At 67.6% G+C, this 21,002-nt stretch carries 22 protein-coding genes and 1 pseudogene; 10 read left to right on the top strand and 13 right to left on the bottom strand.

Going from position 1 to position 21,002, the window contains the following annotated elements; translation table 11 throughout:
- Positions 1-7 precede the first annotated feature (7 nt).
- Complete coding sequence (locus tag M0G41_RS16855; RefSeq protein WP_248211199.1) at positions 8-3,313, bottom strand: tetratricopeptide repeat protein; 3,306 nt, start codon at positions 3,311-3,313, stop codon at positions 8-10.
- Positions 3,314-3,623: 310 nt separating this feature from the next.
- Here M0G41_RS16855 and M0G41_RS16850 point away from each other — a divergent pair, with 310 nt between their 5' ends.
- Both M0G41_RS16850 and M0G41_RS16845 read left to right on the top strand, forming a co-directional pair.
- The gene (locus M0G41_RS16850) at positions 3,624-4,049 is read left to right on the top strand and encodes a hypothetical protein (RefSeq protein ID WP_248211198.1); all 426 of its coding nucleotides are present in this window, start codon (positions 3,624-3,626) and stop codon (positions 4,047-4,049) included.
- 61 nt (positions 4,050-4,110) lie between these two features.
- Positions 4,111-4,605 (top strand): anthrone oxygenase family protein, encoded by a 495-nt coding sequence (locus tag M0G41_RS16845; RefSeq protein WP_248211197.1) that lies wholly within the window; start codon positions 4,111-4,113, stop codon positions 4,603-4,605.
- A gap of 207 nt (positions 4,606-4,812) precedes the next feature.
- Here the strand turns inward: M0G41_RS16845 and M0G41_RS16840 are convergent, their stop codons facing one another.
- The 3 genes from M0G41_RS16840 to M0G41_RS16830 form a co-directional block, all read right to left on the bottom strand.
- Positions 4,813-5,055 carry a hypothetical protein gene (locus tag M0G41_RS16840; RefSeq protein ID WP_248211195.1) on the bottom strand — a complete coding sequence of 81 codons (243 nt, stop codon included), beginning with the start codon at positions 5,053-5,055 and terminating at the stop codon, positions 4,813-4,815.
- Between the two features lie 155 nt (positions 5,056-5,210).
- Positions 5,211-6,527 carry a nuclear transport factor 2 family protein gene (locus M0G41_RS16835; protein WP_248211193.1) on the bottom strand — a complete coding sequence of 439 codons (1,317 nt, stop codon included), beginning with the start codon at positions 6,525-6,527 and terminating at the stop codon, positions 5,211-5,213.
- A gap of 321 nt (positions 6,528-6,848) precedes the next feature.
- On the bottom strand, positions 6,849-7,601 hold the full coding sequence (locus M0G41_RS16830) for a helix-turn-helix domain-containing protein (protein WP_248211191.1): 753 nt from the start codon (positions 7,599-7,601) through the stop codon (positions 6,849-6,851).
- A gap of 119 nt (positions 7,602-7,720) precedes the next feature.
- On the opposite strand from M0G41_RS16830, the gene M0G41_RS16825 reads away from it, so the two are divergent.
- From M0G41_RS16825 to M0G41_RS16815, 3 genes are read left to right on the top strand one after another with little or no spacing between them, the layout of a single operon-like run.
- On the top strand, positions 7,721-8,437 hold the full coding sequence (locus tag M0G41_RS16825) for a sterol desaturase family protein (protein ID WP_248211189.1): 717 nt from the start codon (positions 7,721-7,723) through the stop codon (positions 8,435-8,437).
- Positions 8,434-8,931 carry a hypothetical protein gene (locus tag M0G41_RS16820; RefSeq protein WP_248211188.1) on the top strand — a complete coding sequence of 166 codons (498 nt, stop codon included), beginning with the start codon at positions 8,434-8,436 and terminating at the stop codon, positions 8,929-8,931. Before M0G41_RS16825 ends, M0G41_RS16820 begins: the two co-directional genes overlap by 4 nt.
- Positions 8,924-10,159, top strand: a complete 1,236-nt coding sequence (locus M0G41_RS16815) for a DCC1-like thiol-disulfide oxidoreductase family protein (protein ID WP_248211187.1) — start codon at positions 8,924-8,926, stop codon at positions 10,157-10,159. The genes M0G41_RS16820 and M0G41_RS16815 overlap by 8 nt, the downstream gene beginning before the upstream one ends.
- Before the next feature lie 95 nt (positions 10,160-10,254).
- Here M0G41_RS16815 and M0G41_RS16810 read toward each other — a convergent pair whose 3' ends face one another.
- Positions 10,255-10,500, bottom strand: a complete 246-nt coding sequence (locus M0G41_RS16810; RefSeq protein ID WP_248211186.1) for a DUF3297 family protein — start codon at positions 10,498-10,500, stop codon at positions 10,255-10,257.
- Between the two features lie 307 nt (positions 10,501-10,807).
- Between M0G41_RS16810 and M0G41_RS16805 the strand changes: the two genes are divergently transcribed.
- On the top strand, positions 10,808-11,530 hold the full coding sequence (locus tag M0G41_RS16805) for an NAD(P)H-binding protein (RefSeq protein ID WP_248211184.1): 723 nt from the start codon (positions 10,808-10,810) through the stop codon (positions 11,528-11,530).
- A gap of 199 nt (positions 11,531-11,729) precedes the next feature.
- Here the strand turns inward: M0G41_RS16805 and M0G41_RS16800 are convergent, their stop codons facing one another.
- Entirely contained in the window at positions 11,730-12,584 is an 855-nt protein-coding gene (locus tag M0G41_RS16800; protein WP_248211182.1) for a BON domain-containing protein, read from the bottom strand.
- 123 nt (positions 12,585-12,707) lie between these two features.
- A complete protein-coding gene (locus M0G41_RS16795) occupies positions 12,708-12,917 on the bottom strand; it encodes a hypothetical protein (RefSeq protein WP_248211180.1) in 210 nt (69 codons plus the stop codon).
- 514 nt (positions 12,918-13,431) lie between these two features.
- Here M0G41_RS16795 and M0G41_RS16790 point away from each other — a divergent pair.
- Positions 13,432-13,758 (top strand): hypothetical protein, encoded by a 327-nt coding sequence (locus tag M0G41_RS16790; RefSeq protein ID WP_248211179.1) that lies wholly within the window; start codon positions 13,432-13,434, stop codon positions 13,756-13,758.
- A 286-nt stretch (positions 13,759-14,044) separates the two neighbouring features.
- Here M0G41_RS16790 and M0G41_RS16785 read toward each other — a convergent pair whose 3' ends face one another.
- From M0G41_RS16785 to M0G41_RS16775, 3 genes and pseudogenes are all read right to left on the bottom strand, one after another.
- A complete protein-coding gene (locus M0G41_RS16785) occupies positions 14,045-14,515 on the bottom strand; it encodes a hypothetical protein (RefSeq protein ID WP_248211178.1) in 471 nt (156 codons plus the stop codon).
- 37 nt (positions 14,516-14,552) lie between these two features.
- The gene (locus M0G41_RS16780; protein ID WP_248211177.1) at positions 14,553-15,260 is read right to left on the bottom strand and encodes a CPBP family intramembrane glutamic endopeptidase; all 708 of its coding nucleotides are present in this window, start codon (positions 15,258-15,260) and stop codon (positions 14,553-14,555) included.
- A 313-nt stretch (positions 15,261-15,573) separates the two neighbouring features.
- Positions 15,574-15,747 (bottom strand): annotated as a pseudogene (locus tag M0G41_RS16775) (GNAT family N-acetyltransferase); the annotation flags it as partial.
- Between the two features lie 135 nt (positions 15,748-15,882).
- On the opposite strand from M0G41_RS16775, the gene M0G41_RS16770 reads away from it, so the two are divergent.
- From M0G41_RS16770 to M0G41_RS16760, 3 genes are all read left to right on the top strand, one after another.
- Positions 15,883-16,587: a transposase gene (locus M0G41_RS16770; protein ID WP_248211175.1), complete on the top strand. Its 705-nt coding sequence runs from the start codon at positions 15,883-15,885 to the stop codon at positions 16,585-16,587.
- Positions 16,588-16,796: 209 nt separating this feature from the next.
- A complete protein-coding gene (locus M0G41_RS16765; protein WP_248211172.1) occupies positions 16,797-17,567 on the top strand; it encodes an SEL1-like repeat protein in 771 nt (256 codons plus the stop codon).
- Positions 17,568-17,676: 109 nt separating this feature from the next.
- Complete coding sequence (locus M0G41_RS16760; protein ID WP_248211170.1) at positions 17,677-18,075, top strand: hypothetical protein; 399 nt, start codon at positions 17,677-17,679, stop codon at positions 18,073-18,075.
- Between the two features lie 73 nt (positions 18,076-18,148).
- Here the strand turns inward: M0G41_RS16760 and M0G41_RS16755 are convergent, their stop codons facing one another.
- The 3 genes from M0G41_RS16755 to M0G41_RS16745 all read right to left on the bottom strand — a co-directional run bounded on the left by M0G41_RS16755 (position 18,149) and on the right by M0G41_RS16745 (position 20,844).
- Positions 18,149-18,904 (bottom strand): DUF3667 domain-containing protein, encoded by a 756-nt coding sequence (locus M0G41_RS16755; RefSeq protein ID WP_248211168.1) that lies wholly within the window; start codon positions 18,902-18,904, stop codon positions 18,149-18,151.
- A 164-nt stretch (positions 18,905-19,068) separates the two neighbouring features.
- Complete coding sequence (locus M0G41_RS16750; RefSeq protein ID WP_248211166.1) at positions 19,069-20,025, bottom strand: hypothetical protein; 957 nt, start codon at positions 20,023-20,025, stop codon at positions 19,069-19,071.
- A 450-nt stretch (positions 20,026-20,475) separates the two neighbouring features.
- Positions 20,476-20,844 (bottom strand): YajD family HNH nuclease, encoded by a 369-nt coding sequence (locus tag M0G41_RS16745; RefSeq protein ID WP_248211164.1) that lies wholly within the window; start codon positions 20,842-20,844, stop codon positions 20,476-20,478.
- Positions 20,845-21,002: the final 158 nt, after the last annotated feature.

The following is a 21,002-nucleotide window of genomic DNA, read 5'->3' as shown; positions in this document are numbered from 1 at the left end:
GCCACGTTCATCGGCCAGCCGCGGTGGCCCTTTCGGCCGGCTCGCAGCGCGCCAACAACTCCGGATCAAAAGCTTCCCTCTCGGGCGCCTCGATGAGGCTGCCCATCCAGTCGACCTTACGGTGCCGGGCCAGCGAGCAGGCCAGTGAGGTCGCGAGCCCGTCGCCCAACCTTGCGGCCTGCAGCAGCCTGCCGCGGCCCTGCTCGGCATCCTTGGGCACGTGCTCACCGGTGATCTGCAGCAGGCCGAGCGCGCGGATCGCCTCGGGCAGCCCCTGATCGGCGGCCGCCCGAAGCAGGCCAAGGCCGCGTTCGATGTCCTGGGCCACGCCTTCGCCATCGATCAGGTGATTGGACAGGTTGAACTTGCCGACCGCCGACCCCTGGCCCGCAGCCTGTTCGAACAGGCGCACCGCTTCGGCGACGTCGTCCTCGCCCTCGCCGTCGGTGAGGTAGAAGCCGAGCGTCGCCTGTGCTTCGGCAAAGCCTTGCGCCGCCGATCGCTTCAGCCATTCGACCGCCTCGGCGCGATCCGGGGCAACGCCGCGACCCTCGCCCAGCAGGATGGCCAGGTTGTACTGGGCAATCGCCTCGCCATTCTCGGCGCTGCGCCGGTACCAGTGCGCAGCGGCCTTGGCGTCCACGCTGCCGAAATCGCCGCGCAGCAGCAGGTCGGCCAGGCGCAGCTGGGCGAACCCGTCGCCGGTCTCGGCAGCGGCCTCGAGCGCCTGCCGGTCCGGCGGGACATCCGGGTCACTGGCGTAGGCGCTGGCGCGAATGACCTCGAGCAGGCGACGCGCCTCGCCAAGCTCCCCCAGCGCCTCGGGCTGCTCGGCCTCGAGCAGGGCGATGAGTTCGGACTGCGCCTCGGCGGCCTCTTCATGGCGATCGGCCTGCCAGAGCGTCAACGCCAGCCGTTCAAGCGGCGACTTCAGCTCCCCGGCGAACTCGGGCCCCGCCTCGCGCAATCCGGAGAGCCCTTCGTGCAGCAGACTGATCGCTTCTGCCACTGCGCCTGTCTCGGCAAGCGCGCGCGCCAGATCCTCGCGTGCCTCGGCGAGCTTGACCGCATCCTGCGCATCGGGGTCGCGCAGAGCCAGTGCGAGGGCGCGGCGCAGGTGCGGCACGGCCTCTTCGGACCGGTCGGCGAAGTACAGCGCGTTGCCGAGCCCCTCGTACAGCCGCCTGAGCCATGCCGAGCCTGCGCCGTGACGGCGCTCGGCGCGAGGCAGCAGCGCCGCCAGCGCCTCGGCCCGAGCGGCCCAGAGATCATCGGGGTCAGCGAGCCAGGCGCGGGCGCGACGATTGTCGAGGATGTCGGGGTGATCTGCGGGCTGCAGGGCGAGGCGGATGTCCAGCGCACGATCGTAGGACCGAAGTGCGAGAGCGTCCTCCTCCTGCATGTCAGCCAGGGAGGCCACCAGCTCGAGCGCCTCGGCGTGCGGCAGCGAGCGCGCGCCGAAGGCTTTGCGGGCCGCCTCGACCGCTCGCGCAGCATGCGGGGCAGCGCGCTGGGCATCGTCCCAGCGCAGCGCCCTGGCCTCGACCATCGCCTCGCGCCACACCCACTGGGCATGGGGCTTCGCACGCAGCGCATGCCAGCGTGACCTTGCCTCGGCGACCCGGCGACGCTGACCTGCATCCAGACGGGCCGCAATGTCCTCGTAGCGCTTGCCGGCATCCGGCCGGCCGAGCTCCGTCGCGATCGCGGCCAGCAGCAGCCCGAAGGCGGGATCGGCCGGCGTTTCGCCAGTCTCCCCCCGGGCGTACTCAAGGGCGCGATGTTCGAGCGACTCCGCCCCCTCATCGCCTGGGGGTAGCAGCAGCCAGGCGAGGGCCAGATCGCGGTCGCTGGGCGAGCCGTTCCACAGCGTTTGCGCGAGCGCAATGCCCGCCTCGTCGTGTCCCTGCAGTGCGGCCTGCTGGAAGTGCTTGCGTGCCTTCCCCGGCCGGGCGCGCAGCCCATGGCCAAACTGCAGCGCCCTGCCCAGCAGATACTGCGCCCCGGCGTCTCCGGCATCGGCGGCCCGCTGCAGTTGCCGCACAGCATCCCGCTGACGCTCGGGATCCTTGTCGCGCAGATCCATCTCGCCCAGTTCGCGCTGCGCGGCCACCACGCCGGCCTCCGCCGCGCGCAGCAGCCAGCGACGCGCGGCATCGCGATCGCGCGCCAGTCCGCGACCGTAGCGCGCGAGCATGCCCAGCTCGAAGGCGGCGCCCGCCTCGCCGGCCTCGGCGGCCTCGCGAATCCGCGCCACCAGCTCGGGCGGAAGCGATTCGCGCTGGGCGCGCTCGAACTCGATGGAGGTCAGCGCCAGGCGAGCAGCCGCATAGCCTCCTGCGGCGGCGCGGCGCATCCACTGCTCATACTGCGCGAGATCGCGCTCGACACCGCTGCCGGACTCATAGGCGCGCGCCAGCAGGTACTGAGCGTTCGGCAGCCCCGTCTCTGCCGCCTGCCTGATCCAGGCCGCACCCACCTCCGGCTCCGCCGGCACGTACTGCCCCTCCAGCAGCATCTGCCCGAGGACCACGGCCGATCGGGCATGGCCGGTTTCGGCGAAGCGCTGCAGCAGGGCGCGGGCGCGCGCCGGGTCGGGCGGAACGTGTTCGCCCTCGACCAGCACCAGCACCAGGCGCATCAACGCCCCCTCGCTGCCGCCAGCGACCGCGCGTTCCAGCAAAGCGAGCGCGCGCTCCACATCGCGCTCGAGGTGCTCGCCATCGAGCAGCAGCTCGGCCAGCTGGGCACTCGAGTCTGCATGGCCGGCCTCGGCGCCACGCTCGAACCAGCGCTGCGCCTCCGCGCGGTCCTGGGCTACTCCGAGCCCCTTGAGATGGTAGACGCCCACGCCATGCATGCCTGGCGGGAAGCCGTCCTCCGCAGCCTCGCGCAGCAGGGACAGCGCGCGCTCGAGGTCCCGCTCCACGCCGGCGCCGTGCTCCAGCGCGACGGCAAGGTTCACGCGTGCCTCGTTGTCGCCCGAGGCCGCAGCCGACTCGAGCAGCGGAATCGCCCGCGCGGCGTCCGCGGGCACGCCGGCACCGAACAGGTACACCGCGCCGAGCAGGGCGAGCGCCCGCGGCACCTCGGCCTTCGCACCCTGTTCCAGCAGGGCGATGACCTCCGGACCGGCACGCCCACCCGCCTCGACCACCAGCGCCTCGGCAAGCGCGGTGGCGGCACGGGGATCGCCCGCCTCCGCGGCCTGTCGCAGCGCCTCGCTGCCTGCCGCCGATCCCTCGTCCGCGGCCAGGGCTGCACCGGTGAACAACAGTGCAAATGCGAGAACCATCCCATTCAACGCTGTCATGTCACCACTCCCTCGGGCTCATCCAGCAGGCAGCCCCTCCATTACCCATACGCAGAAAGCAGGGCCAACCCGCCAGCGATCGCTCCGGAATGCGTACCCGGAGCGCAGGTCCGGCCGGGCGGGGCCCGGGTCGAAAGAAGATGCAGTGACTGATCCTCCCCGCGAAAGCACGAACGCGCAAACCCGACCGCTTTCACCCGCTCCAGCTTCGCTGCCCTCAGTGCCTGTCCTGCTCTCCGCATCCGCGACACCGCAGGCAGCGCATCGGTAAAGTGGGCACTCGCCCGTCCATCCAGGCCAAGGCTCAGTTATGCAAGACCCCACCCGGCACGAAGTTCGACGAAACCGTCTGTTCAAGCGCCTGGGCGTCGCCGCGGTCCTGGTCGCCCTGGTCGGCGTGGCCCTGCTCAGCCTGCCCCGCGCCTTCGATACCGATCTGGGCAAGATCGGCTCGGGCAAGCAGGCCCTGGTTTTCGTCTACGACCCAAATCTCGTGGTCAGCAACCAGCAGACCCGCGTCATGGACGAGGTAAGGGAGCTGCACGGCGATGCGCTGCACTTTCTGGTTGCCGATGTCGGCCACCCCGACACCCGGCACTTCTTGACCCGGCACCAGGCGAGGCCGATCCAGCTGCTGCTGTTCTCGGCCGACGGCCGCGAGCTGCAACGAATGCAGGGACTGGTGCCGGCCGAAGCGCTGCTCGCCGCGATCAAGGCGACCTCCGCCGAAGGCTGAGCGGTGGAGAGGACGCAATCCGTCGCCCGTTCCACAGGGCCCGTCCCCGGGAGGATCTGACATGCCGCTGTTCGAAACATCGCTCCTCGTCGCCACCCTGCTGTGCAGCCTGGTCGCCGGATTCCTGCTCGCCTTCGCGGTGGTGGTGATGCCCGGCATCGGCACGCTCGGCGATGCCGGCTTTCTGCGGGCTTTTCAGGTGATGGACCGGGTGATCCAGAACAACCAGCCGGTCTTCATGATGGTCTGGGTCGGCTCGGTGCTGGCCCTGCTGGCGGCCGCGGTGCTTGGCTTCGCCCAGACCGGGCCGCTCGACCGGGCGCTGCTGGTCGGCGCCGCATGCCTCTACCTTGGCGGCGTCCAGCTTCCGACTGCGCTGATCAATCTCCCGCTGAACAACACGTTGAAGCGCCTGTCGATCAGCGAGCTCCAGCCCGCCGAGGCCGAGGCCGCACGGCAGGCGTTCGAGGCCCGATGGAACCGCTCGAATGTCACGCGGACGGTCCTCGCGACCCTCACCTGCCTGTTGCTCATGACCCTGTTGCTCAGGCTGTAGGCCGGTCTCTTGGACGCCCTCGAATCAGGGTGGGATCAGCGCTCCGGAGGCGCCCCCGTCGGACTTGCCGGGAAGCACCGCGTGGCCCGGCTCGGCCGCTATGGCTCCGCCCGCGCTGCAGGGCGCCGTGGGGCTGCAGGGTCGTCCAGGCCGATACGTAGGACACGATCAGGTACCAGTACTCAAACTGGCAGGACCCACCATGGCCTAGATGGACGCCGCAGTAGAAGGTGTCGAGCACCGCGAAGGCAGGCTGAAGTAGATCGACAGCCACGCGGCTATGCCGCGATCTCGCTCGGGCCGCGTCTGCAGCAGGATGGCGACGCAAAGCAGGGAGATCAGCGTCGACAACAGCACGCAGGCGACGCCCATCGCGGCGTTGGGGTACTGTCGGGAGTAGTCGGGCAGGCCGACCAGCCAGAAGGCGAGCCGGGCGGCTGAGGTCTGCACCGGCAAGCTGCCACCCTGGCGAGCGCGCAGGGTCTCATGCTCTGGTTCGTGGGGCGGACAGGTCGTCGCCGATGACGTCAGCCATGTCCCACTCCAGCCCTTGTCACTGGGTAGGAGGCGCGCACCTGGCTACCCGGCGACTTCCGGCTGGCGCGCTAAGATCCCCTCGCGGCCTCTGGCTCTGGCTCTGGCTCTTCCACGGTTTCAGGGCCGTCCGAACCGGCTTGCTGCGTCGGTTGCGAGGCTTCCTGCTCCTTCGGCAGGCGCGACTCCAGCTGGTAGCCATCCTCGCCGCGGATGAACACGTAGGCGGCCTCCTCGTCAGGCGAGCCCACGAACATGCGGTTCCCGCGCACCTCGAAGTCAAGGCCAAAGGTGGCGGTGGGATGAGCATGGACGTGATGCCGCTCGATCATCCAGCCGCCGTCGCGCTCGACGAAGACGAAGATTCCGTTGTGGATCACCGTGCTACGTGTGCTGGAGGCGGTGTGTGAATGGGTGATCTGATAGCCGCTCCCGATATGCGCCCGGCTATCGACCAGCCTCACCCGATGACCGAAGGCGTAGGGACGCATGCCACCCTCGGTGTAGTCCCCTTCGATCGTCATCCGCTGGAAGCGGGCGGTCTCGACCCACTCGCCCTCCCGTCGCTCCAGAAGTGCCGCCTCGCCGGGCGCGCCTTCGGGTCCCGCGTCCGGATAAGCCCCGATCAGGATCCGCCCGCCCTCGATCGAGATCGACCCGCCGCCCGCCAGGCTTCCCTCACGACACAGGTCGGGAAAGAGGGGACCCGAGGCCTGCCAAGCGCTGCCGCCGGCCTCGTAGACCAGCAGGCCGCATCGCTCCCCCATCGGCATCAGCAGGACGGCGACCATGTTTGCGTCGAAGTCCGCGTAGACCCCACCCATCATCCAACTCAGCGCTTCGGGGGCCTGCAGCTCGGCAAGGGTTTCCCAGCCCGTCTGGCTGCTCTGCAGCAAGTGCAGCGGCGAACTTGGAAAGCTGTGAAGGCCGGCCAGCACCCGTTCGCCACGGATGATCGGATTCATCGCATCCAGGGCAGAGAGTCCGGATCGGTCGCTGGAGCCTACCTCCTCGAGGGCGTCGTCCTCCTCGACTGCATGCATTCGGCGCCCGCCGATCAGCAGGTCGTCGCCGATGAACTCAAGCGTCTGCGCGACGGGTGTCGATATCGACTCGACCTCGGTCCAGCCTTCTTCAGCCAGGCGAAACAGGCGGTACTGGCTTTTGCCTCCGGCCCAGAACGAGGGCTCGCCGGCCAGCGCGACACGTTCCCCCTGCGGGTCCACGGACAGGGTCCGCAAGCCCTGCCCCGCAGCCGAAAGCGGCCAGAGCGCCGCCATTCCCATCCACACCCACCGTGCTGACCTTTTCATTGCACACCTCCGCTCGGGTAGTTGCCGGACCGGGCCATTCGCAGCGCAGCACCGCCCCATACCGTAGCCCTTCATTCCCCTACTACGAGAAATACGGCCGAACTCCGACACTCTGTATCAACGGGAAGGCCAGCGGGTGGCAACGGGAGGGCAATGCTTCGGGCCATGCGGGCGTCAGCGGGCGAGCGTAAATGATGGTTTCTGGTGGCTTCGGCGCCCGGTTGTCTACTACCTATACTGAGCGGTTGGACGACGACCGCCGCGTGTCGGATTGCCCGAGGACTGCAGCTGTCCGCAGCGTCACATCGGTGCCTGCACCGATCGCGAAAGCTGCGACCTGGCGTCGCGCCGCGGGCAGGCTTGTACTGCTTTCAGCGCAGCCGGCGCCCCGTCCGCTCAGAAATACTTCTGTCGAGGCCCGCGGCGCAGCTTGGTGAACTCGGTGAACTCCCACGGCCGCAGCGCCGCCAGCAGGCTGACGCCGTGGCGCTCTTCGACCGGCAGCCCCAGGTCGGCCTCGACCAGGGCATCGAGCTGCCTTGCCAGCGCTTCCATGGCCTCGTGTAGCTTGTGCACCGAGGCGCGGGAGAGCATGCCGCCGACGAAGTGCATGCGCTCTCCGGGATCAGCGAAGCGGGTGCCGAGAAACTCGGGCAGCACGCGCTCGGCGAAGTAGCGCTGGATCGGTCCATCCTTGCGCCAGGCAAAGTTGCGGGCGGTGCGTAGCTTGATGCGGTCGAACGGCATCAGCTCGATCAGGCCGATCTTTTCGAGGCGGATGAGCATCAGGGTCAGCTGCGGCTTGGAAAAGGCATAGACCGCGAGGATCTCGCTCTCCTTCCAGCGGTTCAGCACCAGGAACGTGGTCAGCAGCAGGGCCGGATCCTTCAGCAGTTCGCGCTCCTGCTCGGGGGTGAGCTGGGTCACCAGGGGCTGCACGGCCTGCGCCTGTTCGACCAGATCGGCGAGATCGACGTGGATCCAGTCGCAGAGTCGCTCCAGCCGCTCTAGCGACAGCTCGGCGCGGGCGAACAGCCGCTTGACGCTGGCCTCGCTCAGCTCGAGTACGACGGCGGCCTCGGCATAGGTCTTGCCGTGCGCCTTCAGCAGCTTCTTCAGGGCGAGGTGGATGGCCGTGGTCTGGCGCATGACCGAAAGTATTACCTGACGCTACCACTTAGTCCATATTCCGCTTTTTCCCAGGCTTTGGTTGTCTGCAGTGATTCCCGAGGCGCAGGGTGATCTCACCGAATCGGCCGAGCTTGCCCATGGAACCCGTCCTTGTCGTGGCCGGCACCGCTGCCCTGATGATCGTGCTCGAACAGCTGGCCCCCAATGTCCGCCAGCCACGCGTGGCCGGCTGGATCGCCCGCCTGGTGGCGATCAACGCGGTGCAGATCGGCGTGGTCTATCTGGGCGCGGTCAGCTGGGATGCCTGGCTGTCGAGCTGGCGCGCGGACAGCCTGTCGGAGTGGCCGGCGCCGGTAGGCATCGCGATCGGCTATCTGCTGATCACCTTCGTCTACTACTGGTGGCATCGCGCGCGGCACGAGATCCCCTGGCTGTGGCGCTGGCTGCATCAGGTACACCACAGCCCGGTTCGCATCGAGTGCGCGATGAGCTTCTACAAACATCCGCTCGAGATTCTGCTCAACGGCATGCTGTCGAGTTTCGTGCTCTACGTGCTGCTTGGGCTGCCGGTCGCCTCGGTCGCCGCGGTGGTCACCCTTACCGGCCTCGCCGAGCTGTTCTACCACTGGAACGTGCGCACGCCCTACCTGCTCGGTTTTCTGTTCCAGCGCCCCGAGATGCACCGGCGTCATCACCAGCGCGGCTGGCATCGCAGCAACTACTCCGACCTGCCGCTATGGGACATGTTGTTCGGCACCTTCGACAACCCGCGCGCGACGCCCCGGCACTGCGGCTTCGCCGACGGCGCCGAGCGTCGACTGCTCTCCATGCTGATTGGAAGGAGGCCGCAATGAAGCCGCGCCATGCCTGCGAGTTCATCCTGCTCGTCGGGGTGGGCTCGGCGCAGATGGTCGGTGACGTGCTCGGGCTGGCCGGTCTGAAGGGCCTTGCCGCGGCCACCCAGGTCGCCCCCGCGATGAAGGTGTTCACCGCCCACCAGGGCTACGAGACCCACGCTGCCCGCTTCGCGCTGCACTGGCGCGGCGCCGACGGCGCGCCGGCAAGCCTGACCCTGGAGCCGTCCCGCTACCGGCGCATCCAGGGCCCCTACAACCGGCGCAATGTCTACGGCGCAGCGCTCGCCTACGGGCCGCTGCTGCGCCACGACCCGCGCCTGCGCCCGATGCAGGAGAGCGTCATGCGCTACGCGTTCTGCGAACCGGGACCGCTGCACGCGGAGCTCGGCCTGCCGGCCGGCGCCCGGGATCTGCGCGTCAGCGTGCACCCGGTGCGCGATGACGCCCGCCGCGACCTTCAACTGGCCTGGGAGGCCGGCTGCCATGACTGAGCGCTGGACCGGTGCCCAGTACAGCCTGTATCGCGCCCTGCTGGGGGTCTACCTGATCGTCCACTTCGGCATGCTCTGGCCCTGGGCGGGCGAGGTGTTCGGGGCCGGTGGCGCGGTCGCTGCGGCGCAGCTGAGTCCGTACTTCGGACTGCTTCCAAACCCGCTGTTCGTCGACGACGGCGCGCTCGTCCTGAACACCCTGTTCGCGCTGGGCTGCGCCAGCAGCCTGGCGGTGCTGGTGGGATGGGGCGATCGGGCCGGCGCGTTGATTGCAGCCCTGGTATTGGGCTGGCTGTTCCAGCGCAACCCACTGATCGCCAACCCCAGCCTGCCACTGTTCGGCTGGCTGCTCTTGCTGCACGCCTTCGTGCCCTCGCGCCCCTATGGCTCGCTGGCGGGCCGGCTGCGCGGGGTCCGCCCCCAATGGCGACTGCCTCGGCATCTGTTCCTCGCCGCCTGGGTCATTCTCGCACTCAGCTATTCGCACAGCGGCTGGACCAAGCTGTCCAGTCCCAGCTGGGTCGAGGGTGAGACGATCCGCCTGGTGCTGGAGAATCCGCTGGCCCGCGACCACGCGCTTCGCAGCCTGGTGCTGGCCACACCGCCGATCGTTCTGCAGGCGCTGACCTGGGCCGTTCTGCTCATTGAGCTGCTGTTCGCGCCGCTGGTGCTTGTGCCCCGGCTGCGGCCCTGGCTGTGGGCGGCGATGCTGGGCGCCCAGGTCGGCTTCCTGACCTTCCTCAACTTCGCCGACCTCACCTTTCCGATGCTGCTGGTGCACCTGCTGACCTTCGATCCCGCCTGGCTCAGCAGGTGGAGCCGACGCAGCCGCGCGGTGATGCTTTTCGACGGCGATTGCGCGTTCTGCCACGCCACGGTGCGACTTGCCACCCACGAGGATGCGCAGCAACGCCTGCAGTTCGCGCCCCTGTCCGGTAGCACCGCACGCCAGCTGCTGGGCGCCGGGCCGCGACCCTTTGATGGCGAGAGCATCGTCGTGGTCGACGAGTCCGGCCACCAGGCGCTGAAGTCACGCGCGGTGATTGCCGTGCTCGAACGACTCGGCGGTCTCTGGCTGATCGCCGCCTGGGCGCTGCGATCACTTCCACAAGGCGCCTGCGATGCCGCCTACGACCTGGTGGGGCGGTGGCGCTATCGGCTCGGCGGCCGCGCACGCAGTAACCGGTGCGAGCTGGTTCCGGGCGAGGCCTGGCGCTTGCTGTCCTGAGCAGGAAACCGCCCTGCTCAATCCGCGCGCGGCCACCGACGGGACCACAGGCCCCGGCATGCGGCCTGCGGGACGACCACGATCTCCGCCCGCCCCTACTCGGCGGCAGGCAGCAGGTAGGGCTCCACTGCGCCCTTGAGCTTGATGGTCATCGGCTGGCCGCGGCGGTCGAGGGCCTTGCCGGCGGCGACCCGAACCCAGCCCTCGCTCACGCAGTACTCCTCGATATTGCGGCGCTCTTCGCCGTTGAAGCGGATGCCGACGCCGCGCTCCAGCAGCTCGGCGTTGTAGTAGGGGCTGCGGGGGTCGTTGGACAGGCGGTCGGGAAGCTCGGTGCTCATCGGGGGTCTCAAGGGTCGGACAGGGCGCGCAGTTTACCGGTTGGCCCGGCTGGCAGGCCCGAGCAGGCTGCCTCGCCCTGCCGGCGCAGGGCGGAACATTCCTGACTCACGCCGAGGGCGGGGTCGGAATGTGCCACGCATCCGGCGCGCGCGGCCGTGGCGCGTTGCGGCTTGGCATGTCGGGGGCTTGGCCAAAGGGCCGCCTTGCTCCCGCCGAGCACGCGGCGAGGGATCCTCGGCCCGCTGATCCGCCGACCGGGATACAGTGCCTGCATCCCGCCCCATCGCTGCCGCAGGACCGACCTTCATGCCCGACGTGTCCGCCATCATTCTTGGGGCCTCAGGCTCCGTCGGCGAGGCCCTGCTCGAGGAGGCCGTGCGCTCGGCACGGTTCTCGAGGATCGTGGTGATCTCGAGGCGGGCGACCGACATCGCCAAGCGATCCGGCACCGCCGTCGTGGAACGGGTCGTACCCGACATGTGGCCCGAACAGCTGCGTGCAGCGGTGGTCGAGGCACTGGAGCCATTCGACCACCCCGTGCTCGGCTTCAGCGTGCTCGGCATCGGCGCCGGTACCGCCGCGCTGTCGATCGACGAGCACCGCGCCGTCGATGTCGAACTCAACGCCGCATTTGCCGCCGGTCTTAAGGACTCGGGCAAGGTGCGCCACCTGGCCTTCATGTCGGCCATCGGCGCCGATCCCGAAGCCAGCACCCGCGGATCGGGCGCAGCAGGCATGCCGCGCTATGCCCGGGTCAAGGGCGAGTCCGAGCAGGCGGTCATCCATCAGGGGCCGGAAGTGGTGAGCATCTTCCGGCCCTCGGTCATCGTCGGGTCCCGGCACACCCCGAAGGCACTGGCGGTCAGCCTGTCGCTGCTCTCGCCCCTGCTGCCAATGAAGCTCCGTCCCATCGCCGCCGCTGACATCGCGCGGGCGATGCTGGCGATCTCCGTCTCTGCTCCCGGGCTCGGCACGGTCTACACGTTTGCGGAGATGAAGGCGGTACTGCCGCGCAACGGGGCGGGATGAGCGACCCGAACACCTTCGCACTGTCCACGTGATGGCGGACCCGGGCGCGTGCGGGGTCCGGCCTCCCGCACGGCGTACGACAGCTCGGCAAAGGCAGTGAAGATCGCGGCCCAGAGCTGCGCTTCCCCATCCCCGGCCCGTGCAGTGGTTCTTGCGGTGCTGTACGACATGACTCGGTCTTCTCCGCCGACGTTTTCGCTCAGCGCTCGCCTACCGCACTGACCGCATCCAGGGGCACGAAGGCAAGCGTCGACGCGTCAACCCGCTTCACACCGCGAATGTTCCGGGCCAGCTCGATGGCCAGGGCACGTTCCGCGCCACTGTCGACCCTGCCGGTCAGCGTAACAACGCCAGCGAGCGTGCTGACCGAGATGTCCGCGCCGTCGACGTTGCTTGAGTACATGAACGTTGATTTGACCTTGGTGGTGATCCAGGTGTCGGCCATGGCCTCGCCCATCGTGGGCTCCGCCGCCGGGGACTTCGTTGACTGCACGGTCAGCAGCCGGTCGTCCACGCCGGTGACGCCGTCGGTGTTGCGAGCCAGCTGGGTCATATGTGACTTGGCAGCCGCAGAGTCTGCCTCGCCCTTCAGGGTCACCTTGCCGTCGCGAGTGGTGACCTCGACCGGCTTGGCGTCAGCCTGACGACTCCAGGACAGCTTGGCCCGCACTACCGCCGTGGTGGTGGCGTCGTCCACCTTGTCACCATATTTCCGCGACGCGCCCTTCGCGCTGGGGCGATAGTCCGCTTTCACCGCAATGCGATTGTCGACCTTGCTGATGCCGTCGACGCCCCGCGCGATCTGCTCGGCAAGGTCCTTGTTGACATCCTCCTCGACGACGCCCTCCAGGGTGGCGATGCCGTCGACCACGCTGACCCGGAGGTCGTGGGAGCGCAGGTAGGGGCTCAACATGTAGGTTGTCCAGATCTGGCTTTCCATCCGGGCGTTGGTGATGCCGACGCTGGCATCCGCGGCGAGCGCCAGCGGCGCGGAGAGGGACAGGGCGAAGTAGATCGCGCTGGCGAGCGCGATGCTGCGGGTTCGGGTGTTCATGAATAGCTCCTCGATGGCGAAGCCTGAAGGCTCCGCCGGAGAAAGGAACGCGCCGCAATTGCGCCGCGTTCACGGGATCGGCCTTGGCTCCCGAAGCCGGTCAGCCAGGACCAGACGGTGGCCCTACTTGCTGGGCTGTGACTTCAAACCTGCCGAATCCTTGCCAGCTGCCGGCGCTCCGGCGTCGGGCGCCCTGCCCGGTTTGGCCTCGGCCGACTGCTGCCGCGAACTCGGCCCGCCCGACTTCTGGTTGCTGTCGTTCGCAGGGGCGGTGGGCTTGATGGTGTCGGACTTGGATGACTGCTGATGGGTGTTGCGATCATTTGCGCTCATGGTGACCTCGGTGCCGAATCTGGCGAAGGCGACATGCCTTCGATGCAATTCGTGGTGGCGAGTGCACCTTGCCTGCTGTTGCCGTCGGGGTCGGTGCGTTGCGACACCTATGCCTGGCTGGCCTGGCACGCCGCTACCCGGTCGTGGCCGGACACGCTGGGCGCAACCACGCGCCGCGCGAAGCCCATCGCAGTGGCCACACCGGTCACGGCGCTCCGTCATGCTGCGGACCCATGCTCCCAACGCTCTCGGTGACCTTCGGGGGGGCGGGACGGAACGCAGGCTTACGACGGGCGACGATGGCCGGGGCGCTGCCGCCAACGGATGCAGCTGCCTGAAGGTGAAACCGACCCCGTTCCCATGGACCCGGTTCTCTCAGGGGGACTCGTCCCGCCCCTGTCGCCTGTCCCTCCCGGGCTGGGGAGGGCCTCTCTCCCCGCTTCCCCCACCTAGCACCGCATCGCCGCGTGCTAGCTTGCTCTCGGCATCCCGCCAATCTCAAAGGACCCATCCCATGCGTTTCACCCTCTTCGCCGCCGCGACGGCGATCCTCATGTGCGCGACGATCGACAGCGCCGCGGCCCGCGATATCGGATTCACCGTGGTCAACAAGACCGGCTCCACGCTGGACGGGCTGTACGGCGGTCCGTCCTCACGGGACGACTGGGGCGACAACCTGCTGGGCGAGTCCATCGAGAACGGCGAGTCGGTGACCATCACCATCAGCAACGCCACCGTCTGCGAGTTCGATTTCCGCTACGAGGTCGAGGGCAAGGAGCCGTACGAGGAGTACGAGATCGATATCTGCGAGATTGATGGCGAGGATTTCGTCATCGAGTAATCGCGCCGGCCCGGTGCGGACGGGCGCCCCGGCGGATGACCGGGGCGCTCTCGACCGGGCTCAGACTGGACATTAGGATTCGCACGGGTCGAATGGCGGTCGTCGTCACCAGTGCGCTGAGGCGCCCGGGTCGGTCTGCGCGGACCGCGATACCAGCGCACGCTTCGTCCCGCCGCCTCCGCACCCCCGCCAGATCCCGACTCAACCGCCATGCGGGTGCGACCTGGATTGGCTGCCTCACACGGCCTGCGACTGGAGGTGCACCCCGCCTCTGTTCGCCATACCCTCAGGAGCAATCCATCTTCGACTCGATGGCGGTGATGACCAGCCGGCCACCGCGCTCAGCGAGTGTTGTTCTCTCCGAGGACCAACCCTGCTTGGAGTATCCACCCTGCGCCTCGATCGCTTCGTGGACCCGGCTGCGCAAAATCATCGCGCCCTGACCGACGCCATCCTCGCGAGAGATCGCTTCCCTGGACCGGACATACGTCTTGATCGCCGGCGCCATCGAAACGGTGGATGCAATGAACTCCTCGCCTGAACTCACGTCCTCTGGAGCACTGCACGTGACCACGGAAATGCGCGCATCCGCTGCGAGCACCTTGGCGAGCTGCGCGCGATCAAAGCGCTGAGCCGCCTCGTCGAATCTGCCAAGCACCGAAGCACCATCGCCCACTTCAGCGGCAACGGGAGCCGCCAGGGCAGAAACCAGGCACAGAGCAAGAACCGAACGAACGTGTAGTGCAGACATATTCATCCCCAACGCAGAGTTGAACTGGAAGATACACCAGGAATCAGGGGTCAGAGTGCACTTTCGAGTCGCCATACCGCCCGATCCCTCTCGTCACCCCCCAAAGCACCAGCACGACGAAGCCGATGGGAATGACCAGGCTGGTGAGCAGCTGCTCGCCCACGCTCAACGGCATCGACTCGACTGAACTGGGCACCAGGAGCTGTGCACCCAGCGGACCGTTGGAGAAGACAAGGATCGTTGCCAGGTTCCAGCCAAGATGCAGGGCAATCGGAAGCACGACCGAACGGGACATGGCGAAGGAGTAGGCGAGCATCAAGCCGAAGGATCCCGTCAGCAGGAAGACGTAGACCATCGGCACGAGGCTTCCAATGACGCCATAGGAGAACCAGTGATAGACGCCGAAGGCTGCGGCGGACAGGAAGCACGCCCTTCTCACGCCGAGCCACTCGATCGCCTTGTAGAGAAGGTAGCCGCGGAACACCAGCTCTTCATAGAGCACCGAGTTGATGTTCCAGCGCAGGCTTTCCATCACCAGGGCCAGGCCCGCGTCCGGGTTGGGCATCCAACGGAATCTGGCGAAATGCGCGATCAGGACGAACTGGAGCGAGGCGAACAGGCCCGCAAGCGCCAACCCGCTGACGAACTCGACCAGGCGCTGCACAGGCTTGTTGAATCCAAGCTCGGAGAGCGGCCGGCCCTGCAGGCGCAGCAGCAGCCAGGAGACGGCGATCAGTACGGGGCCGATCAAACTTCGGCACTCGAACTATGGTGTGCACTCACGAAGGCAGACCGGCACGGCAACTCGCTTCGAGCCCTACGCGCCGCGCCTCGACAACGCGAGTCCGTCGCACGCGATACCGGCTTCCACTGGCGTGTGATGGACGTCCAGAGCGGCCCGTTGCCGTCGGCGAGGTCAGGAATCAATGCACCGTCTCCAGCAATTGATCTCCGAGCCTAGCAGGCGACCAGCGGGGCCTGAAGTCCGAAAGCAGCGATTAGGGCGGACGTCCACAAAGCGCCGATACGGAAGTGGCCGCGGCGCCGGGGCTGAGCCGGGCCAGCTAAGCAGAAGCCGGCGCGATGTCGAAATGCAGCACCGCCTCGCAGAGGCCCAGCGTGCTGTAGAGGGCGATGGCCGGCTCATCGCCGTAGTCGGCCTGGACGAAGATCACGTAGATGCCCCGCTGCACGGCCCATTCCCGCAGTCGCTGGATCAGGGCGGTGGCAATGCCGCGGCCGCAAATCAGGGGTCCCAAATCAGGGGTCGGAGTGCACTTTCGGAACTGTCCTAGGCGGAATGAGACTGACGCCGACTGACGCCCCGTAGCGGCCGCTTCAAGCTGCGGGAACCTCGATGACACGGCCCCGTCATGTTCCGCCAGCCGCGCCTTGATCTTCCCGGCGTCGCCCAGCACATCATCCAGCGCGGGAACGATCGCCAACCGTGCTTCTTCGAGGACGCGGACCGCCGTCGCTACCTCGACGACCTGCGCGAAGCGGCACTGAAGCTCGGCTGCGCAGTGCACGCCTGCGTGCTGATGACCAATCACGTGCATCTGCTGGTCACGCCGAGCGGGGTCGGGCAGATCTCCTCCTTGATGCAGTCACTGGGCCGGCGCAACGTGAGATACGTGACCCTGCGCCACCACCGCACCGGCACGCTGTGGGAGGGCCGCTTCAAGGCCTGTCTGGTTGACTCCGAAAGCTATCTGCTGCGCTGCCATCGCTACATCGAGATGAACCCGGTCCGCGCCGGAATGGTCGAGAGCCCGGCTGAGTATCCCTGGTCCAGCCACCCGTCGAATGCGCTTGGCTTCGCCGACCCGCTGCTGCGCCCGCACCCCTGCTACCTGCAACTGGCCGCCGGTGACCACGAGCGCCGCAGCCGCTACCGCGAGCTGTTCGAACAGCGCCCGAGCGATGAGGAACTCGACAGCATCCGTCTGCATCTGCAGCGCCAGCACGCCCTGGGCCCCGAGCGCTTCCGCGCCGCCATCGAGGCCCAGCTCAAGCGGCGAGCGGGGCCCGCGAGGATCGGTCGGTCGAGGAAGCGCGCACCCGAAATTGCACTCTGACCCCAATTCCCCCTCTGACCCCAATTCCCCGACCCCATCCCCCAATTCCCCACCGCGTGCGACGGTTGGCACGCTTCACGCGTCTCACATGATCAGTGGCTCGCGCACCGCCGGTTTGCATCCCTGCGGGCAGGGAGCGGGTTGAGCCCGGCGGGGATGCGCCGCTGCTGCTGAGACAGCTGTTCTCGATGACTTCAAGGAGGTCGTTCATGGGTCGCGCACTGCTGTTGTCGATACTTCCGTGGATCCTCTATGCCCCGGCGATGGCCGCATCGCTTCTGCCGCGCTATTCCGACTCGGACCTCGCCGTCATGGAAACGCCGGTCTACCTCGCCACCCACCCTGATCTTCGCTGGCGCATGCGTGGACTGGAGAGTCTCGAGCGCGGCGAGTCCGCCGAAGCCATCGAACACCTGCTGCAGGCCGCCCAGCATGCGGACAAGGCCGCCCAGGCACTGCTTGCGGAGCTGTACTGGACCGGACGCGTCACGAAGGCGGAGCGCGTCGAGGGCCATGCCTTCATGGCGCTTGCCGCCGAGCGCGGCTACCCGCGCTACGCTGCGTTTCGTGACCGCTACTGGGACGAGCTGGGCGAAGCCGAACAAGCCGCTGCGGTGGCCCGGCACGCGCAACTGCTGGACACCTTCGGCGACGCGGTCGCCAAGCCGCGAATGGAGGCCGCACTGCAGAGCTCCCACGCGCGCCGCGACGGTAGCCGGACGCGCTCCCGCAGCTTCGCCAGGCCCTTCAACGGCGGCATGCCGGGCACCGGCATCAGCGCCGCGACAGGGGTCGACACCCGCAACTGGCAGGACCCGAAGTTCTGGCAGCCCACCGAGTACTGGGCATGGCAGGACGCGCTGTACGAACGTCTTCGGCCGCCACGCGTCAAGCTGATCGAGCTCAGGCCCTTCGCACGGACCGTCCTGCCAACGCGTGGCGTGCTCTCGGAAACCGAGCCTGAGCCGGCCTCGGAGTAGAGCCTCGCGGACTGGCGCCGGAAACATCGCAGCCGGAGAATCCACCGCGGGCCCGGTTTCACGGCTACGATGGCGTCGGACATCCCTGTCCTGTCAGATCAGGAAACCCATGGCCTTCGTCTTCGGCGCCGGACTTGTGCTCACCATGTACCCCGCCGAGTTGCTCGCCTATGGCGCCACCTGCCTCGGCAGCGACGGCGACCCGGTCGAGTCCGAAACGTATTTCCTCTGTCTCGAATCGGACGCCAGCGGCGGACTGTGGACCCCGCTTCATCGCACCCGTGGGCAGGATCGCGAACCGATTCCCGAAGACAACAAGACCGGCTTTCCCGAGTTCGTCCGCGGTCACTCGTACTATTCAACCCGCGAGCTGTGGCAGGTACCGCACAAGGCGGCGAAGAAGGCCTCGGCGGCCTGCGCCGACAAGTCCGGCCCGAAACTCGCCAACCGCATCAGCGGCCGCTGGATGCCGACCCTGGACAAGTTTCCCGCCGCACCGTCCGGCTGAGAGCGGGGCCGAAGCGAGCTGCAGGGCGCGACGATAGGGGACAGGCGGGGAAGTGCACTCTGACCCCAGTTTCCTAGCTGCTCAACCAGACCACCACCGCGGGAACCACCACCATGGCGCCTACGAGCCAGAGCGCCGCAAACAGCGCGAGCGATGGCACAGCGAGGCGATACAGGACACCACCTCTGGCTGAGCCGGACACTGTCCATGCCCATGCGAGCAGTGCCACGCCCCATTTCAGTCCCATCCCTCCGGGCATGCTCTGCGGCAACATCCAACCGACAACGGTGACCAGCCACAGGGCTTGCGCGGAGGCATACAGCGAGACGGCCCACGCTTCAGCGGCATTGAGCCGCCGCAGGCTGCCTGCCCAGATCGCCAGAGCCAGCAAGGGCGCCCCCAGAAGCAGCAGCACCTCGGGTTGCGAGCGGCTCAAGGTGGCGAGCAGATAGCCCACCACAAATCCGAACTGTCCTTTGGAGCCGGCGTTCCGCGCTTCCAGCTTCGCGCCCAGTTCGGTCAGCCAGACGTCCCAGTCAATGACTCGACCATCCCCCATCCAGACCAGCGCCGCCACGGCCGCGGCCACCAGCAGGTAGCGGAACGGACGCGTCACCCGAGGATCGCGGCGCTCGATCCAATCCGCCAATCCGCGTTGTGGGCTCACCGTCAATCGCCACATCGTTCGGGGCAATCCGCGGTCGGGACGCACCCATTCGTCGAGCAACTCGGACCAGGCATCGCGCAGACTGAGGCGCGAGACGCCGACTGGCATTGCGGCCAGGGAGCCCTCGTCTACAGCCTTCGCGCTCGATGAATCGCCAGCCATCTGCCGATTCTCGCAAACTCAACCGCGCGGCCGCCAACAGTAAATCCGAGAACCTGGATCGAAGCGGTCGTTCAGGAAACCAATTGGTCCCTGTCCACTCTCATCCCTGCTTCGAGCGCGCGCCGCATGCTCGGGAAGTGCACTCTGAGGGCTGCTTCGCGGGCTCAGTCCGCCAAGCGTGCCGAGGCCAGCTTGACCCCCTCGAGCAGCTTGGTGATCTCCTGTCGCTCGGCGGCAGAGGCATGCAACACGCCCTCGGAGTCGATGCGCCAGGCATCGACGTGAGCGTCGAGGTACGCATGGAGCGCGATGATGGCGTTTGCCCAGTTGACCAGTTCAGGGGCTGGAAAGGTCGCCTCTGCGTGCTGGCGGAAGATCCGGATGGGATCCAGGAAAGCCTCGCGGGCAGCGCGGCTTGAAGGTTGGTCCACGATGGCCGCTTCCGCCCTCTTCTCAATGGAGAACACCGCCTCGCGCGAGGCCTCGATGGCCACCAGCATTGCCTCGGCGCTGGTCAGCACCTCCCTTCGACTCTGCTCACTGGCAAGCGTGGCAGGTGCAAGCGGACCCAGCTCCACCAGCCTCGATGTCACCTCGGCCAGCTCCAGCTGCGGACGCAGTGTTTCCACGGCAAGTTCCGTGGCGATCATTCTGAACGGCCGCTCGATCACCGGGGATGAAGCGGCCGCCTCCAGCTTCTCCGTGGCGATTTGATGGAACGCGCTTCGGATCTGTCCGGAATCGGCGTCGGCATCCAGCGCAGCGCGAAGGGCCGAGGTGGTTTCCATCAGCTGCTGGGCGCCCGCCTTTCCCGAGGCGTATCCGACCAACCTGACCATCGAGACGAACAGCACCGCGCAGGCAAGCAACAGGAAGAGGATGCGAAAGGCCCATCTGCCTGCCTTCGCCCTGCCCGCCGCCTTCGTCCATCGACCGCGCCCGAACGAGTAGGACAATCCCACCACGAAACCCAGATAGACCGTCGCTTCACCCAGTGCGGCAGCGAAAGACCCGCCAGCCGCCGCAAACACCAGCCAGATGATCGCGCCGATCACGATTACCAGCAGCCAGTCCCAGACAGACAAGCTGAACCTCTCGCTCCGCACCACGGTACTGCTCACGATTGCTCTCCCCCGAATTGGAGTTGATGGTTCGCTGGCGCCCCTTGCCAGCAGGACATGACGGTGCAGGCCACCGAGTGCTGCGGACTACGACCCTGATGTTCGGCGCTGCCCGGCCGCATGGGAATCGGACACTTCCGCCGAGGCGTGTCAGAAAGGGCCTACAGCGTGATCGACCCGAGGGATGGCAGGCAGACCCATTGCCGGACCCGCGCGTGCCTGTCGGGACAGTACGTCCTGCCCCAACTCCCCGGAGACCACGCCTGCCTGGTCGCTCACCCCGGACGCATCTGGCGTCGGGCCCTCATATCGCCCCTTACCTCTTGTCACCCTGCAGGCGACAGGGCGAATGGCCATGCTTCCGCGGCGACCAATCAGGCTTCGGGCCCTCGCGCCATTGCCGATGGGGGCATGAGGCGGGAGAAAGTGCACTCTGACCCTTCCTCTGGATCAGGCCTTGGGTTTGTTCTTGAGCAGATCCCCCAGCCCGGCGAACGGGTTGGAGGTGGCCGGGGCCACGGCATCGTCCAACCCCATGCTGTTGCCGGCCTCGATCTGCCGCTGGTGCTCGTTGTCGTGGCAGTACAGGCAGAGCAGCTCCCAGTTCGAACCGTCCGCCGGGTTGTCCTGGTGGTTGTGGTTGCGGTGGTGCACGGTCAGCTCACGCAGGTTGCTGCGGTTGAACTCCCGTCCGCAGCGGCCGCAGATCCACGGGTACAGCGCCAGCGCGCGTTCCCGATAGCCCTGGTTGCGCTCCCGCGCGCTGCGGTGCGCGGCGGCGATGATCGCATCGAGCTTGGCAGAATCGATGGGCTTCATGGGCGCCTCCTCCCGAGCCCTAGCGTAGCGCCCTGATCGGAGGACGGCGAGGGCGGTGAGAGAGGTGTACAGCACTCGGCCCGCTCAGGGCGAGCTTCCGGTCGGCCAACCCAACGGCCACTCGCCGAGCCCCCCGCCTTCAGATGCGGTGTGATCCA

Origin of the sequence: Pseudomarimonas salicorniae (assembly GCF_023156535.1) — a bacterium.
Lineage (GTDB): Bacteria > Pseudomonadota > Gammaproteobacteria > Xanthomonadales > Xanthomonadaceae > Pseudomarimonas > Pseudomarimonas salicorniae.
The sequence above is the reverse complement of the archived record's forward strand: the minus strand, read 5'-3'. Positions and strand labels throughout refer to the sequence as shown.

Bases quoted from the DNA above. Each gene is read 5' to 3' on its own strand.
- M0G41_RS16855 (WP_248211199.1), bottom strand. From the start codon at position 3,313: ATGACAGCGTTGAATGGGATGGTTCTCGCATTTGCACTGTTGTTCACC.
- M0G41_RS16850 (WP_248211198.1), top strand. From the start codon at position 3,624: ATGCAAGACCCCACCCGGCACGAAGTTCGACGAAACCGTCTGTTCAAG.
- M0G41_RS16845 (WP_248211197.1), top strand. From the start codon at position 4,111: ATGCCGCTGTTCGAAACATCGCTCCTCGTCGCCACCCTGCTGTGCAGC.
- M0G41_RS16835 (WP_248211193.1), bottom strand. From the start codon at position 6,527: ATGAAGGGCTACGGTATGGGGCGGTGCTGCGCTGCGAATGGCCCGGTC.
- M0G41_RS16830 (WP_248211191.1), bottom strand. From the start codon at position 7,601: ATGCGCCAGACCACGGCCATCCACCTCGCCCTGAAGAAGCTGCTGAAG.
- M0G41_RS16825 (WP_248211189.1), top strand. From the start codon at position 7,721: ATGGAACCCGTCCTTGTCGTGGCCGGCACCGCTGCCCTGATGATCGTG.
- M0G41_RS16820 (WP_248211188.1), top strand. From the start codon at position 8,434: ATGAAGCCGCGCCATGCCTGCGAGTTCATCCTGCTCGTCGGGGTGGGC.
- M0G41_RS16815 (WP_248211187.1), top strand. From the start codon at position 8,924: ATGACTGAGCGCTGGACCGGTGCCCAGTACAGCCTGTATCGCGCCCTG.
- M0G41_RS16810 (WP_248211186.1), bottom strand. From the start codon at position 10,500: ATGAGCACCGAGCTTCCCGACCGCCTGTCCAACGACCCCCGCAGCCCC.
- M0G41_RS16805 (WP_248211184.1), top strand. From the start codon at position 10,808: ATGCCCGACGTGTCCGCCATCATTCTTGGGGCCTCAGGCTCCGTCGGC.
- M0G41_RS16800 (WP_248211182.1), bottom strand. From the start codon at position 12,584: ATGAACACCCGAACCCGCAGCATCGCGCTCGCCAGCGCGATCTACTTC.
- M0G41_RS16795 (WP_248211180.1), bottom strand. From the start codon at position 12,917: ATGAGCGCAAATGATCGCAACACCCATCAGCAGTCATCCAAGTCCGAC.
- M0G41_RS16790 (WP_248211179.1), top strand. From the start codon at position 13,432: ATGCGTTTCACCCTCTTCGCCGCCGCGACGGCGATCCTCATGTGCGCG.
- M0G41_RS16785 (WP_248211178.1), bottom strand. From the start codon at position 14,515: ATGAATATGTCTGCACTACACGTTCGTTCGGTTCTTGCTCTGTGCCTG.
- M0G41_RS16770 (WP_248211175.1), top strand. From the start codon at position 15,883: ATGTTCCGCCAGCCGCGCCTTGATCTTCCCGGCGTCGCCCAGCACATC.
- M0G41_RS16765 (WP_248211172.1), top strand. From the start codon at position 16,797: ATGGGTCGCGCACTGCTGTTGTCGATACTTCCGTGGATCCTCTATGCC.
- M0G41_RS16760 (WP_248211170.1), top strand. From the start codon at position 17,677: ATGGCCTTCGTCTTCGGCGCCGGACTTGTGCTCACCATGTACCCCGCC.
- M0G41_RS16755 (WP_248211168.1), bottom strand. From the start codon at position 18,904: ATGGCTGGCGATTCATCGAGCGCGAAGGCTGTAGACGAGGGCTCCCTG.
- M0G41_RS16745 (WP_248211164.1), bottom strand. From the start codon at position 20,844: ATGAAGCCCATCGATTCTGCCAAGCTCGATGCGATCATCGCCGCCGCG.